Origin of the sequence: Streptomyces sp. NBC_00386 (assembly GCF_036063235.1) — a bacterium.
Lineage (GTDB): Bacteria > Actinomycetota > Actinomycetes > Streptomycetales > Streptomycetaceae > Streptomyces.
Window position 1 is genome coordinate 5,724,811 of the sequence record NZ_CP107950.1, and the last position, 14,534, is coordinate 5,739,344.

At 71.5% G+C, this 14,534-nt stretch carries 12 protein-coding genes; 10 read left to right on the forward strand and 2 right to left on the reverse strand.

Translation table 11 applies throughout. From position 1 onward, the window contains the following. Nucleotides 1–29: 29 nt before the first annotated feature. A complete protein-coding gene (locus OG780_RS25225; RefSeq protein WP_328458369.1) occupies nt 30–479 on the reverse strand; it encodes a metallopeptidase family protein in 450 nt (149 codons plus the stop codon). 270 nt (nt 480–749) lie between these two features. Here OG780_RS25225 and OG780_RS25230 point away from each other — a divergent pair, with 270 nt between their 5' ends. The 9 genes from OG780_RS25230 to OG780_RS25270 all read left to right on the forward strand — a co-directional run bounded on the left by OG780_RS25230 (nt 750) and on the right by OG780_RS25270 (nt 11,602). Then, nucleotides 750–1,223, forward strand: coding sequence for a DUF3499 domain-containing protein (locus OG780_RS25230; protein ID WP_328451769.1), 474 nt, complete (start codon nt 750–752; stop codon nt 1,221–1,223). Nucleotides 1,224–1,423: 200 nt separating this feature from the next. Beyond that, nucleotides 1,424–3,040, forward strand: coding sequence for an L-lactate permease (locus OG780_RS25235; RefSeq protein ID WP_328451771.1), 1,617 nt, complete (start codon nt 1,424–1,426; stop codon nt 3,038–3,040). Between the two features lie 155 nt (nt 3,041–3,195). Continuing rightward, nucleotides 3,196–4,560: a phosphomannomutase/phosphoglucomutase gene (locus OG780_RS25240; protein WP_328451773.1), complete on the forward strand. Its 1,365-nt coding sequence runs from the start codon at nt 3,196–3,198 to the stop codon at nt 4,558–4,560. Nucleotides 4,561–4,979: 419 nt separating this feature from the next. Beyond that, complete coding sequence (locus OG780_RS25245) at nt 4,980–5,150, forward strand: Trm112 family protein (RefSeq protein WP_078943765.1); 171 nt, start codon at nt 4,980–4,982, stop codon at nt 5,148–5,150. Between the two features lie 310 nt (nt 5,151–5,460). After that, nucleotides 5,461–6,588, forward strand: coding sequence for an SIS domain-containing protein (locus OG780_RS25250; RefSeq protein WP_328451776.1), 1,128 nt, complete (start codon nt 5,461–5,463; stop codon nt 6,586–6,588). A gap of 134 nt (nt 6,589–6,722) precedes the next feature. After that, nucleotides 6,723–7,874 (forward strand): mannose-6-phosphate isomerase, class I, encoded by a 1,152-nt coding sequence (gene manA, locus OG780_RS25255; protein WP_328451778.1) that lies wholly within the window; start codon nt 6,723–6,725, stop codon nt 7,872–7,874. 146 nt (nt 7,875–8,020) lie between these two features. Then, nucleotides 8,021–8,995: a cation diffusion facilitator family transporter gene (locus OG780_RS25260; RefSeq protein WP_328451780.1), complete on the forward strand. Its 975-nt coding sequence runs from the start codon at nt 8,021–8,023 to the stop codon at nt 8,993–8,995. Between the two features lie 392 nt (nt 8,996–9,387). Further along, nucleotides 9,388–10,845: an adenosylhomocysteinase gene (gene ahcY, locus OG780_RS25265; RefSeq protein WP_328451782.1), complete on the forward strand. Its 1,458-nt coding sequence runs from the start codon at nt 9,388–9,390 to the stop codon at nt 10,843–10,845. Between the two features lie 100 nt (nt 10,846–10,945). Further along, nucleotides 10,946–11,602, forward strand: a complete 657-nt coding sequence (locus OG780_RS25270; RefSeq protein ID WP_328451784.1) for a hypothetical protein — start codon at nt 10,946–10,948, stop codon at nt 11,600–11,602. A 50-nt stretch (nt 11,603–11,652) separates the two neighbouring features. Here the strand turns inward: OG780_RS25270 and OG780_RS25275 are convergent, their stop codons facing one another. Next, the gene (locus OG780_RS25275; protein WP_328451786.1) at nt 11,653–12,750 is read right to left on the reverse strand and encodes an RDD family protein; all 1,098 of its coding nucleotides are present in this window, start codon (nt 12,748–12,750) and stop codon (nt 11,653–11,655) included. Between the two features lie 129 nt (nt 12,751–12,879). On the opposite strand from OG780_RS25275, the gene OG780_RS25280 reads away from it, so the two are divergent. Beyond that, nucleotides 12,880–13,887 (forward strand): stage II sporulation protein M, encoded by a 1,008-nt coding sequence (locus OG780_RS25280; protein WP_328451788.1) that lies wholly within the window; start codon nt 12,880–12,882, stop codon nt 13,885–13,887. The last annotated feature ends 647 nt before the right edge of the window (nt 13,888–14,534 follow it).

Sequence of the window (14,534 nt, forward strand, 5' to 3'; positions counted from 1 at the left end):
CGGGCCGGAGCGAGCGTTCCCGGCGGTTCTCAGTCCTCGCCGTACCGCGGGTCGACCGTCTCCGGCGTCAGGCCCAGCAGTTCCGCGACCTGCTCCACGACGACCTCGTGCACCAGGGCGGCGCGCTCGTCGCGCCCCTTGGTGCGGATCTCGATCGGACGGCGGTAGACGACCACGCGTGCGGGATGTCCCTCGCGCGCCGCGATCGTGCCGCCCAGCGGCACCGCCTCGTCGCTCCAGTTCTCGCCCGAGCGCTCCAGGCGGGGGACTTCGAGGACCATGAAGTCGATGTCCGCCAGCTGTGGCCAGCGTCGCTCCAGCCGTTCGACGGAGTCCTGCACGAGGTCCGCGAAGACCTCGGCACGGCTCGCCGCGAGCGGTACCTGGGGCGGCGCCACGGGGCCGCGCATGCCCCTGCCGTGGCGGTCACGACGACGGGGACCGGCTGCTGCGGCACGGGGCGGTACGGGGTTGTCCATCACTGACGAAGAGTAGTCCCCGCCCGGCCCGGCCGCCCGGTCCCACGCGGCGGTCGCCGGCGGTCCGGCGGCGGTCCGACAGCCGGCGGCCCCGGCCCGGCCCGTCTTCCGAATGACGCCCGATGACCGTTCCGGTCAAGATTCAGCTCGATTCCGCATCTCTCCAAGACCGTCTCTGACATGGCAATTGGCATGATTCGCACCAAGTGGTGACCGGATTCAGGTCTGTTCGGTATCTCGACACCCGATGTCGCCCCAGGTCAGGGTCGGATGCTCCGGAAGCGGTGTGGGGCGTCTCACAGGACGACACGGTGGGATGACCTGGGGGAGAGTCGTCGCGGCCCGCTCAAGAGTGCGGTACCGTCCAACGTCGTGAGCCTTGTACGTCGCTGTTCGCGCACCGCTTGCGGCCGTCCCGCCGTCGCGACGCTGACGTACGTCTACGCCGACTCGACCGCGGTTCTCGGCCCGCTCGCCACCTACGCCGAACCCCACTGCTACGACCTGTGCGCCGAGCACTCCGAGCGCCTCACCGCGCCGCGCGGCTGGGAGGTCGTCCGCCTCGCCGACTCCTCCGGTCCCGCGCGCCCCAGCGGCGACGATCTGGAGGCGCTGGCGAACGCTGTGCGCGAGGCGGCCCGTCCGCAGAAGCGCGCGGCGGAGGGCGGCAGCGCCCGCTCGGTGGACCCGATGGAGGTCGCGCGCCGCGGCCACCTGCGGATCCTGCGCTCGCCCGAGAACTGAGCGTCGCCCTCGCGGACGCGCGCGGTTCTCCGCGCCGCGCCCTCCCGCCGTACCCCGCGGCCCGCCTCTCCGCCGCACCCTTCCCGGACGCCGATTCCCTCGGGCGGCGCACACCCATTGACGTGAAGTTGTCGCGGACATGACGATTCCGGTATCCGTGTGAAATCGCTTTCCGCATCACGGAATCCGGGGAGGCGTCCGTGTACGTCCAGGAACTGCGACCCGTCGCCGACTCGCTCGGCCTGTCCGCCCTCGTGGCGGCCCTGCCCCTCCTCGTCGTCCTGATCCTGCTCGGCGGCGTCCGGCTCAAAGCCCACCTGGCGGGCCTGGCGGGCCTTCTGACGGCTTCGCTGGTCGCCTGCCTCGCCTACGGCATGCCGGTGGACCAGACGCTCTCCAGCGCCGCTCAGGGCGCCGCGTTCGGCCTGTTCCCCATCCTGTGGATCGTCGTCAACGCCCTGTGGGTGTACCGGATGACCGTCCGCACCCGGCACTTCGACATCCTGCGCCGCTCGTTCGGGCGCCTGTCCGACGATCCACGCGTCCAGGCGCTCGTGGTCGCCTTCTGCTTCGGCGCGCTGCTGGAGGCTCTAGCCGGATTCGGCGCACCCGTCGCGATCTGCTCCGTGATGCTGGTCGCCCTCGGCTTCGACCCGGTGCGCGCGGCGGTCGTCGCCCTCGTCGCCAACACCGCGCCGGTCGCCTTCGGCGCGATGGCCACCCCGGTCGTGACCCTCGCCCAAGTCACCGGCCTGCCGCTGGACTCCGTCGCCTCGCTGGTGGGCCGGCAGACCCCGCTGCTCGCGCTGGTCGTGCCCCTCGTCCTGGTCGGCCTCGTCGACGGCCGGCGCGGACTGCGCGAGACCTGGATACCCGCCCTCGCCTGCGGAGTCGCCTTCGCCGCCGTCCAGTTCGCCGTCTCGAACCACGTCTCCGCGCAACTCGCCGACATCGGCGCCGCCTTGGCCGGAGCCGCCGCCCTGATCGCCGTACCGCACGCGCGCGTGCCCGCGGCCGAAGCCGTACGGGCGTCGGTCCTGACCGGTGCGCGCAGCGAGGAACTCGACGAGAGGGACCCGCGCCGCGAAGTCGTGCGCGCCTACGCCCCGTACGCCCTGATCGTCACGGTCTTCTCGATCGCGCAGATCCCGGCCGTGAAGGACTGGCTGGCGCGGGCGACCCGCACGTACGACTGGCCCTTCCTCGACGTCGTCGGCCCGAACGGCCTGACGGTGGGCGGGAACGTCTTCACCTGGCCGATCGTGGCGACCGGCGGCACCCTCGTGCTGCTCGCGGGGCTGTGCACGGCCGTCGTACTCGGGGTGCACGCGCGCGTGGCGGTCCGGGAATGGCTCGCGACCGTGCACGAGTTGAGGTTCGCGATCCTGACCGTGACGTCCGTGCTGGCCCTCGCCTACGTCATGAACCTCTCCGGACAGGCCGCCACGATCGGCCACTTCGTGGCGGCGGCCGGATCCGGACTCGCCTTCCTGTCACCCGTCCTGGGGTGGTTCGGTGTGGCGGTCTCCGGCTCCGACACCTCCTCCAACGCCCTCTTCGGCGCTCTCCAGGTCAGCGCCGCCCGGGAGTCGGGACTGTCACCCGAACTCCTCGCCGCCGCCAACAGTTCGGGCGGTGTCCTCGGCAAGATGATCTCGCCGCAGAACCTGACGATCGCCTGCGCGGCCGTCGGGCTCGACGGCCGCGAGGGCGACCTGCTGCGCAAGGTGCTGCCCTGGAGCCTCGGACTGCTGCTCATCATGTGCCTGATCGTGGTGGGACAGAGCTCGCCGGTCCTCTCCTGGATGCTGCCCTGAGGTTCGCGGACGCTGCCTCGAGACGGGCGGGTTTCCCCCGGATGACGGGGACGGTTCGCAGGTCACGTATGCGCTCCACTCGGGCTCGGCACAGCTCGCCGTCATCCCGGACGGGTAGTTTGTGGTGACCGAAGTGGACTCCTGGAGGGTTGGCCGTGACTGCTGATCTGTCGCAGCTCGTGAAGGCGTACGACGTACGCGGGGTGGTCCCGGACCAGTGGGACGAGCCGCTCGCCGAGCTGTTCGGTGCCGCCTTCGTCCAAGTGACCGGAGCCGGCGCCATCGTGATCGGGCACGACATGCGGCCGTCGTCGCCCGGCCTCTCCCGCGCCTTCGCACGCGGCGCCGCGGCACGAGGGGTCGACGTGACCGAGATCGGCCTCTGCTCCACCGACCAGCTCTACTACGCGTCGGGCGCGCTCGGCCTGCCGGGCGCCATGTTCACCGCCTCGCACAACCCGGCCCGGTACAACGGCATCAAGATGTGCCGGGCGGGCGCGGCCCCCGTCGGCCAGGACACCGGCCTCTCCGAGATCCGCCGGCTCGCCGAGACCTGGCTCGACTCCGGCACCGCCCCGGCCTCGGACGCCACGCCCGGAACGATCACGCGGCGGGAGACGTTGGAGGACTACGCGGCGTACCTCCGCTCGCTCGTCGACCTGACCTCGATCCGCCCCCTGAAGGTCGTCGTCGACGCGGGCAACGGCATGGGCGGGCACACCGTGCCCACCGTGTTCTCCGGCCTGCCGCTGGAGCTCGTCCCGGTGTACTTCGAACTGGACGGCACCTTCCCGAACCACGAGGCCAACCCCCTCGACCCGGCGAACATCGTCGACCTCCAGAAGCGCGTCCGCGAGGAGGGGGCCGACCTCGGGCTCGCCTTCGACGGCGACGCCGACCGCTGCTTCGTCGTCGACGAGCGGGGCGAGCCGGTCTCCCCGTCCGCCATCACCGCGCTGGTCGCCGCCCGCGAACTGGACCGGAACGGCGGCGGCACGGTCATCCACAACCTCATCACCTCCTGGTCGGTCCCGGAGGTCGTCCGCGAGCACGGCGGTACCCCGGTCCGCACCCGCGTCGGCCACTCCTTCATCAAGGCCGAGATGGCCACCTCCGGCGCGATCTTCGGCGGCGAGCACTCCGCGCACTACTACTTCCGCGACTTCTGGAACGCCGACACCGGCATGCTGGCCGCCCTCCACGTCCTCGCCGCCCTCGGCGGCCAGGACGGCCCGCTCTCCGGACTCGTCGCGGAATACGACCGCTACGTGGGCTCCGGCGAGATCAACTCCACCGTGGACGACCAGGCGGCCCGCCTCGCCGCCGTCAGGGCCGCCTACGAGGGCCGCGAGGGCGTCGTCCTCGACGAGCTCGACGGCCTCACGGTCACGCTCGGGGACACGTGGTTCAACGTCCGCCCCTCCAACACCGAACCCCTTCTCCGCCTCAACGCCGAGGCCCGCGACGAGGCGACGATGGCAAGGGTCCGGGACGAGGTACTGACGATCATCAGAGCCTGACACCCGCCCCCCGCCCCTCGACGCCGGACACCGTCGCCCGGCAGGGGCAGGGGCAGGGGCAGCGGCACAGCAGCCTCGGCCCGACCCGCCGTCCGTGGCGGGTCTGCCTGGAGCGAACCCGGTGGCCCCGACCGGCTGCCGCGACCGTCCCGGCGGCCTCGTCCCGGCCGGTCCGCCGTGCCCGGCAGGCTCTGCCCACGTCGGTCCACCCGAGGCCGGGCCCGGGCGTTCGGTCACCACGCCCGCGCCGGCCCGGTCGGCGGCGGGGCCGGCGCGGGCGCGGATACGAAGCGGACGTGGGCCGCGGAGACCCGCGTACCCGTTCCGCGCGCCGGGCGAACCGGTGGCGCGCCCCGGCAACAGGCTTCCCACAGCGGTACCCTGACCAGGCCGCATCCACCGTTTCGGAAGGACACCCCATGCCGCTCGAAGCCGGCCTCCTGGAGATCCTCGCCTGCCCGGCCTGCCATGCCCCGCTCAAGGAGCAGGAGACCGAGCTGATCTGCACGGGAGCGGACTGCGGCCTCGCCTACCCGGTCCGCGACGGCATCCCCGTACTCCTGGTCGACGAGGCCCGGCGCCCCGCGTAACCGACGCATCCGCCTCGCGCACACGGCGCCGCGACCGCCGTACGCGAGGCGACAGCGGCGCTGTCCCCGCCCGCGGGCGGGCCGACGGCGCGGCAGGCACGACGACGAGCCACGGCACCCGAGGACGAGCGACGGCACAGCCGCCCGCACGGACGACGGCGACGCGGCCGTCCCGATCGGCGACCGGCGCACACCCGGCCGGCACCCGGTCCGACCCAGCACCGCTCGGCACCTCCCGCGAGCGACCCCGTGCAAGCGACCCCGGCGGCTCACGCGCAAGCGCCCCCGGCGATCGGAGGCTACCGACCCCATGCTCGACGAATCGCTCCTCGACGATCCCGACGCGCTCACCCGGGCGGACCGGCGGGCCCTGCTCCGCGGTGCCGCCGAGGCCGGCGCCCGGGTACGCACCGCGGTCCGGCACGCCACCGAGGCCGGCATCTCCGAGCTGAAGCCCGACGGCCGCCCGCGCGCCGTCCTGATCGCGGGCCCCGGCATGGCCGCCACCGGCGTCGCCGAACTGCTCGGCACCCTCGCCGGAGCGAGCTGCCCCCTCACCCGGCTCACCCCCACGGGCGTCGCCCCCGCCGGAGGCGCCCTGCGCTGGGACCTGCCCGGCTGGGCGGGCCCCGTCGACCTCCTGCTGATCGCCACCCCCGACGGCAGCGAACCCGGCCTGGAACTGCTCATCGAGCAGGCCTACCGGCGCGGCAGCACCGTCGCGGCCGTCGCCCCCGCCGGCTCCCCCCTCGCCGAGTGGGTGGAAGGCGCCCACGGCCTCTTCGTACCGATGGCGACCGCCCCGTACGAGCAGGACGGGACCCAGGCGGCCTCGGCCCCCGGCGTGCTCTGGGCGCTGCTCACCCCGCTGCTCGTCCTCCTCGACCGCACCGGCCTGGTCTCGGCCCCGCCCCAGGCGCTGCAGAAGGTCGCCGACCGTCTCGACCGCGTCGCCGAGCGCTGCGGCCCGGCCATCGCGGCCTACAGCAACCCCGCCAAGACGCTCGCCGTCGAACTGGCCGAGGCGCTCCCGGTGATCTGGACGGAGGGCACCTCGGCGGGCCCGGCCGGCCGTCGTTTCACCGCCGCGCTCGCCGAACTCGCCGGCCGCCCCGCGCTCACCGCCGAACTGCCCGAGGCGCTCGCCTCGCACAGCGTGCTGCTCGCGGGCGCCCTCGCCGCCGGCGCGGACCCCGACGACTTCTTCCGGGACCGCGTCGAGGAGGCACAGGCACTGCACGCGCGCGTGGTGCTGCTCCGCGACCGTCCCATCGGCGGGATCAGCGCCGCCCCCGCCGCCCGCGAACTCGCCCTCAGCCACGACACCGCGATCAGCGAACTCGAACCCGAGGAGGGCGGCGAACTGGAAACCCTCGCCGAGCTGATCGCCATCACGGATTTCGCCGCCGTTTACCTGGCGCTCGCTTCGGGGGCCTGATCTTGGGCGTGACCTCGCGTCCGGCGCCCGCAGAGGGTGTCCGGCCCCGCGACCGGCGCCCCTGACACCACGCTTCCCGATCGACGCCCGCGCCCAGCGGGCCGCGCAGCGCACGTATGGAGAAGAAGACACCGATGGACCGCCTCGACAACACCGTCCGCCCCTACGCCTGGGGTTCCACCACCGCCATCCCCCGGCTGCTCGGCGTCGAGCCGACCGGCGAACCGCAGGCGGAGATGTGGATGGGCGCCCACCCGGGCGCACCCTCGCGCACCGGGCGCGGTCCGCTCAACGAGGTCGTCGCCGAGGACCCGGCGAAGGAACTCGGCCGCGCCGCCGTCGCCAGGTTCGGCCCCCGGCTCCCGTTCCTGCTGAAGCTCCTCGCCGCCGGCGCCCCCCTCTCCCTGCAGGTGCACCCCGACCTCGAACAGGCACGGGAGGGCTACGAGGACGAGGAGCGCCGGGGCGTCCCGATCGACGCCCCGCACCGCAACTACAAGGACGCCAACCACAAGCCCGAACTGATCTGCGCCCTCACCGAGTTCGACGGCCTGTGCGGCTTCCGCGCCCCCGAGGAGGCCGCCGCACTCCTCGCCGCCCTCGACGTCGACTCCCTCAAGCCGTACGTCGACCTGCTGCGCGCCCACCCGGAGGAGGCGGCGCTGCGCGAGGTCCTCACGGCGGTGCTGAGCGCCGACCCGGACGACATGGCCCGTACGGTCGCCGAGACCACCGTCGCCTGCGCCCGCCTCGGCGGCGACTACGCCCCGTACGCCGGCCTCGCCCACCACTACCCGGGCGACCCCGGAGTCATCGCCGCGATGCTCCTCAACCACGTCCGGCTCCAGCCCGGCGAGGCCCTCTACCTCGGCGCCGGTATCCCGCACGCCTACCTGAACGGCCTCGGCGTCGAGATCATGGCCAACAGCGACAACGTCCTGCGCTGCGGTCTGACCCCCAAGCACGTCGACGTCCCCGAACTCCTGCGCGTGGTCCGCTTCGAGGCGGCCGACCCCGGCGTCCTGCGCCCGGAGGCGTCCCCCGACGGCGAAGAGGTCTACGCGACCCCCATCGACGAGTTCCGCCTCTCCCGGTACGTCGTCGCCGAGGGCGCCGACCCGCGCGACCTCACCCGCGAGACCCCGCAGATCCTGCTCTGCACCTCGGGTTCCGTGCGCGCCGACGGCATCGACCTGACCCCCGGCACCTCGGTCTTCGTACCGGCCGGCGAAAAGGCCGAAGTGTCCGGATCCGGCACGATCTTCCGTGCGACAGTTGTCGCCTGACGGGACGACGGGACCTACCTGAGGCGCGTCGCCGACGGACCGGGCTGCAAGAATGGCCCACCGCAAAGGGCGGGCAAAGCCCGGACCGGGCGGGGTACGAGGGTACGAACGGGTCCGGACGGCGTACGAAGGGACAGCAGGAGCAGATGAGCGCTTCAGGCGGCACCAAAGCGATCGTGGCGGCACTCGGCGCCAACCTCGCGATCGCGGTATCGAAGTTCGTGGCGTTCGCGTTCAGCGGCTCCTCCTCGATGCTCGCCGAGGGCGTTCACTCGCTCGCCGACTCCGGCAACCAGGCACTGCTCCTGATCGGCGGCAAGAAGGCCCAGCGCGAGGCGACCCCGCAGCACCCGTTCGGCTACGGCCGCGAGCGCTACATCTACGCCTTCCTCGTCTCGATCGTCCTGTTCTCGGTCGGCGGCATGTTCGCCGTCTACGAGGGCTACGAGAAGATCAAGCACCCCCACGCGATCGACCACTGGTACTGGCCGGTCGGCGTCCTGGTGTTCGCGATCATCGCCGAGAGCTTCTCCTTCCGTACGGCCATCAAGGAGTCCAACGAGCTGCGCGGCTCCCACTCCTGGTCCCAGTTCATCCGCCGCGCCAAGGCCCCCGAACTGCCGGTCGTCCTGCTGGAGGACTTCGGCGCGCTCATCGGTCTGGTCCTCGCGCTCGGCGGAGTCGGCCTCGCCCTGCTCACGGACGACGGCACCTGGGACGGCATCGGCACGGTCTGCATCGGCGTCCTGCTCATCCTGATCGCGCTGGTGCTCGCCGCCGAGACCAAGTCGCTCCTGCTGGGCGAGTCGGCGGGCCCGGAGGACACCGCGAAGATCGAGGCGGCGATGGTCGACGGCGCCACCGTCACCGGCATCATCCACATGCGCACGCTCCACCTCGGTCCGGAGGAACTCCTGGTCGCCGCGAAGATCGCCGTCAAGCACGACGACACGGCCGCCCAGGTCGCCACCGCCATCGACGCCGCCGAGTCCCGCATCCGCGCCGCCGTCCCGATCGCCCGGGTGATCTACCTGGAGCCGGACATCTACAGCGACGCCGAGGCGGCCAAGGGCCCGAACCCCGCCGCGACCCCCGGCGGGCCGACGCCGGCCGGCCACTGACCCCACCCGCTCGTACGCCGCCGGGGCCCGCCCGAGAACTCGGACGGGCCCCGGCGGCTTTCCCGCCTCCAGCGTCCGTCTCCTCCGCCCAGGACCTCGGCCGAGCCCCTCGGCCAGGGCCGGTGGGGGCCGCTTTGTCCGGAGGTGGACTGGGGAGGGACAGCCTCACCGGTGTAGCTTGGGTGCTGAGCCAGACGTCGCTGCTGATGGCGGTCGGGCGGTCCCACCGCGGACCGGCCGAGGGAGAGAGGGCCTCCGACGGATGCGCTGCGCGCACAGGGCACACCTGTGCCCTGCCGGTGCACGTCCGTGCCCCGGTCGGACACGCGTACGTGCCGCCGCCGCGCAGGACAGCCCCATCCACCTCGCCCCGATTCCGAGGAGCAGCTCGTATGACGACTGTCGACAACCGACAGGACTTCAAGGTCGCCGACCTCTCCCTGGCGGCCTTCGGCCGCAAGGAGATCACCCTCGCCGAGCACGAGATGCCCGGCCTGATGTCGATCCGCCGGGAGTACGCCGAGGCGCAGCCCCTCGCGGGCGCCCGCGTCACCGGCTCCCTGCACATGACGGTGCAGACCGCCGTCCTCATCGAGACCCTGGTCGCCCTGGGCGCCGAGGTCCGCTGGGCCTCCTGCAACATCTTCTCCACCCAGGACCACGCCGCCGCCGCCATCGCGGTCGGCCCGAACGGTACGCCCGAGGACCCGCAGGGCGTCCCGGTCTTCGCCTGGAAGGGCGAGACCCTGGAGGAGTACTGGTGGTGCACGGAGCAGGCGCTGACCTGGCCGAACACCCCCACCGGCGGCCCGAACATGATCCTGGACGACGGTGGTGACGCCACCATGCTCGTCCACAACGGCGTCGAGTACGAGAAGGACGGCAAGGTCCCCTCGGTCGACACCGCCGAGTCCGACGAACACCGCGTCGTCCTCGAACTCCTGCACCGCACCATCACGGACGGCTCGCAGAAGTGGACCCAGCTCGCCTCGGAGATCCGCGGCGTGACCGAGGAGACCACGACCGGCGTCCACCGCCTGTACGAGATGTACCGCGACGGCACCCTGCTGTTCCCGGCGATCAACGTGAACGACGCCGTCACCAAGTCGAAGTTCGACAACAAGTACGGCTGCCGCCACTCGCTGATCGACGGCATCAACCGCGCCACCGACACCCTGATCGGCGGCAAGACCGTCGTCGTCTGCGGCTACGGCGACGTGGGCAAGGGCTGCGCGGAGTCCCTGCGCGGCCAGGGTGCCCGCGTGATCATCACCGAGATCGACCCGATCTGCGCCCTGCAGGCGGCGATGGACGGCTACCAGGTCACGACCCTCGACGAGGTCGTCGACAAGGCCGACATCTTCGTCACCACGACGGGCAACAAGGACATCATCATGGCCGCGGACATGGCCAAGATGAAGCACCAGGCGATCGTCGGCAACATCGGTCACTTCGACAACGAGATCGACATGGCCGGCCTCGCCAAGATCCCCGGCATCGTCAAGGACGAGGTCAAGCCCCAGGTCCACACCTGGAAGTTCCCCGACGGCAAGGTCATCATCGTGCTGTCCGAGGGCCGCCTGCTGAACCTGGGCAACGCGACCGGCCACCCGTCCTTCGTGATGTCCAACTCGTTCGCGGACCAGACCCTGGCCCAGATCGAGCTGTTCACGAAGCCCGAGGAGTACCCGACCGACGTCTACGTGCTGCCCAAGCACCTGGACGAGAAGGTCGCCCGTCTCCACCTCGACGCGCTCGGCGTGAAGCTCACGACGCTCCGCCCCGAGCAGGCCTCGTACATCGGTGTCGAGGTCGACGGCCCGTACAAGTCGGACCACTACCGCTACTGAGCACGCCCGCCGAGCAGCGGTACCACCGCTCGGCGTCCGGATGTCAGCAGGCCCTCGCCGTCCCGGCGGGGGCCTGTCCCCGATGAGGACCTGAACGCCCATGCCCCGCGGCCGCTATTCGCTCCATGATCCGCACGATCACACTCCCCTCGCCGACGAACACTTCCACTGCGCGCCCGGCCCCTCGGGCTGGCGCTATGTCTCCCAACTCACGACCCCCTCCGGCACGGCGCCCGACGGCCTCCCGGAGCCCGCGGCGACGACGGTCACCGGCTCCGTCGACCTCGCCCTCGACGATCTCGGCCGCCCCATCCGCCTCGAACTGCACGCGGCGGGCTGGCAGGTGCGGGGCGCCGCCCTCGACGGCGTGACCTGGGTCCGCACCGACCCCACCGGAACCGAGGCCACCGAAGGCAACGTGCCCGCCCACGCCTTCACCGGCACCTCTCCCGCCTTCCTCGTCGCCACCGCCCGCCTCCTTCGCCTCGCCCCTTCCGCCGCCCCCTCGGCGACCCGTGTCCGCCTCGTCGCCTTCACCGACCCGGTCCTCGCCCCGCGCACCCTCGACCAGTCCTGGGCCTTGATCGCAAGCGAAACACACACCACTGACAACGGCCCGCTGACCGTGGACGAATACCAGGTCACAGCGCTGGACACGGGGGAACAGCACGCCGTGCACATCGCCGGCGACGTGGTGCTCGCGGCTCCCGGCATCGAACTCGAACACCTCGAATCACCGCCGTCGGTGTTCACCTGACGGCGGTGCCGGGCCGTTCCGAGCCACCGCCGATCCGGTGGCGAGGGCGGCTACGCGGGCGGCGCGAAGCCGGTCGACGGACGCTCGTCCCGGCTGGCGTGCTCGACCGGGGCGCCGGGGTCGGCCGGGGCGACCGGGTTGGCCGGAGGCGGGGCCGGCTGCTGAGGCGCGACCCCGTACCCGGCGGGGGCCGACCGGGCGGGGTGAGCGCCGGGTCCCGGATGGAACGGGTGGCCGACAGGAGCGCCTGGCTGAGGGGGATAGCCGGCGGGAGCGCCGGGCCGGAAGGGATAGCCGGCAGGCGCGCCGGGCTGCACGGGGTGGCCGACAGGCCCACCCGGTTGTCCCGGCTGCGGGAAGTGATGGCCACCGGGCGCGGGGGCGACGAATCCGCCCGGCACAGCACCGAACGTCCGACGGGCCTCGCGGGTCTGCCGCTCGTGCACGACAGCCGCCAGATACGCGCCCGCCGGTACGCCCTGCGGCGCCGGAGCCCCGGTACGAGCGGCGAGATCCACGGCGAGCCGTTCCGCCATCGCCCCACCGATCTGCGGATCCAGCTGCCGCATCCGCGTCAGGTACTGGCGGATGGCCAGCCACAGCCCGTCCGGTACGGCGGACAGATCGAGCTCCGCGAACCGTCCCGCCAGCCAGGGCGGCGGCGCGGGAACGTACGGCATCCGTCCCACCGGAATCCGCTCCCGCACGACGAGGGTCCCCGCGAACACGTCACCGAGCCGCCGCCCGCGTTCCGACACCAGCGAAGCGATGCACGCGACGATCCCGAACGTCATCAGGATCTCGACCACCCCCACGGCACCGCGCACCAGAGCGTGCCGGAACCGGATCGGCCCGCCGTCGTCCCGTACCACCCGCAGCCCGCACGCCAGCTTTCCCAGAGAGCGGCCGTGGCTGAGCGTCTCCACGGCGATCGGACCGCCCACCAGCACCAGCAGGAAACTCGCGATCGAGACGGCGATCTGCGCCGCGTCGTCCAGCGCGGCGGTCGCGGCGACCAGGCCGATGGTCACGACGATGTAGACCGCCACCGCCAAGGCCAGGTCGAGCACCACGGCAAGCGCCCGGCTCGGCAGTTTCGCGGGCCGCAGCTCCAATGCCACTGCCTCGCCCGTCACCAGCTCACTCACGCGCGCCGCCCTTCCCCTGACCTGCCCCGACAACCGCCAGTCTGCCAAGCTGAGGGCGCATCGCGCCCCAGTAGGACAAGCTGACATCCACGATGAGCCCCCGATGCGCAGCGAGGAGCAGGCAAACCGATGGACCTCGACGTCTTCGTCTCCGCCCACCGAGCCGAGTGGGACAGACTCGACGCCCTGCTGCACCGCCAGCGCCGGCTGACCGGGGCCGAGGCCGACGAACTCGTCACCCTGTACCAGCGAACCGCCACCCATCTCTCGCTGATCCAGTCCAGCGCGCCCGACCCCCAGCTGACCGGGCGCCTCAGCCAACTCGTGGCACGCGCGCGCAGCGCGGTGACCGGTACCCGCCGAGCCTCGTGGCGCGACGTCACCCGCTTCCTGACTCACGGTTTCCCCGCAGCCGTCTACCGCTCCCGCCACTGGTGGGTGCCCACGGCGCTCCTGTCCACGGCGATAGCCGCCCTCCTCGGGTGGTGGATCGGCACCCACCCCGAGGTCCAGGCCGCCATCGCCGCCCCAGGTGAACTGCGTTCCCTCACCCGCCCCGGCGGTGAGTACGAGACCTACTACTCCAGTCATCCCGCCGCCGCCTTCGCCGCCCAGGTGTGGACGAACAACGCCGAGGCGGCCGCCCTGTGCCTGGTGCTGGGCGTCTTCCTGGGCCTTCCGGTCCTCTGGATCCTCCTCGAGAACATGCTCAACCTGGGTGTCGGCATCGGCCTGATGTCGTCGGCCGGCCGCCTCGACACCTTCCTCGGCCTCGTCCTCCCGCACGGCCTGCTGGAACTGACCGCCGTCTTCGTCGCCGCGGGGACTGGACTGAAACTGGGCTGGACCGTGATCGACCCGGGCCCGCGATCCCGTCGTACAGCTCTCGCGGAAGAGGGACGCGCCGCACTGGGCATGGCGATCGGACTGGCGCTGATCCTGTTCGTCTCGGGTGCCATCGAAGGCTTCGTCACGCCGTCGGGCCTTCCGACCTGGGCCCGTATCGGCATCGGGATCGCTGCTGAACTGGCCTTTCTCGCGTACGTCTATGTCCTCGGAGGTCGCGCGGCACGCTCCGGCGAGACCGGAGACGTCACAGCGTCCGAGCGCAGCGCCACTCTGCCGACGGCCGCCTGATGTGCGCGTGCCCCGGCTGACCTGCTAGCCTTCTCGTTACCCCAGAAAACTCGTTGACACGGGTCGAGCGGGGAGGTAGATTTGAACAGTTGCCTAGAACTGGACACATCCGGTGGCAGCGGTTAGAGTCTGCTCGCTTCTCAAAGCAATCGACACGTCGATTCAGAAGAAGCCCCTCCTGATGATTCAGAAATGGTTGCCGGTCAATCCGGCCCACAGATTCTGATAAAGTCGGAGTCGCTGAAAAGGGAAACGCGAGAGCGGATTACCTTGAAAGCACCGAGGAAATCGGGCCCGAAAGGTTCTGATAGAGTCGGACTCGCCGGAAAGGGAAACGCGAAAGCGGAAACCTGGAAAGCGCCGAGGAAATCGGATACGGAAACGGTCTGATAGAGTCGGAAACGCAAGACCGAAGGGAATCGCCCGGAGGAAAGCCCGAGAGGGTGAGTACAAAGGAAGCGTCCGTTCCTTGAGAACTCAACAGCGTGCCAAAAATCAACGCCAGATTTGTTGATACCCCGTCTCCGGCCGTTCGGCCGGGACGAGGTTCCTTTGAAAAAGTCCTGCCGGGCATTGTTCCGGCAGGCGCATCAGCGAGGACGCTGTGAACGCCGGTCCTATTCCGACCGGTTGTTCCGCTCTCGTGG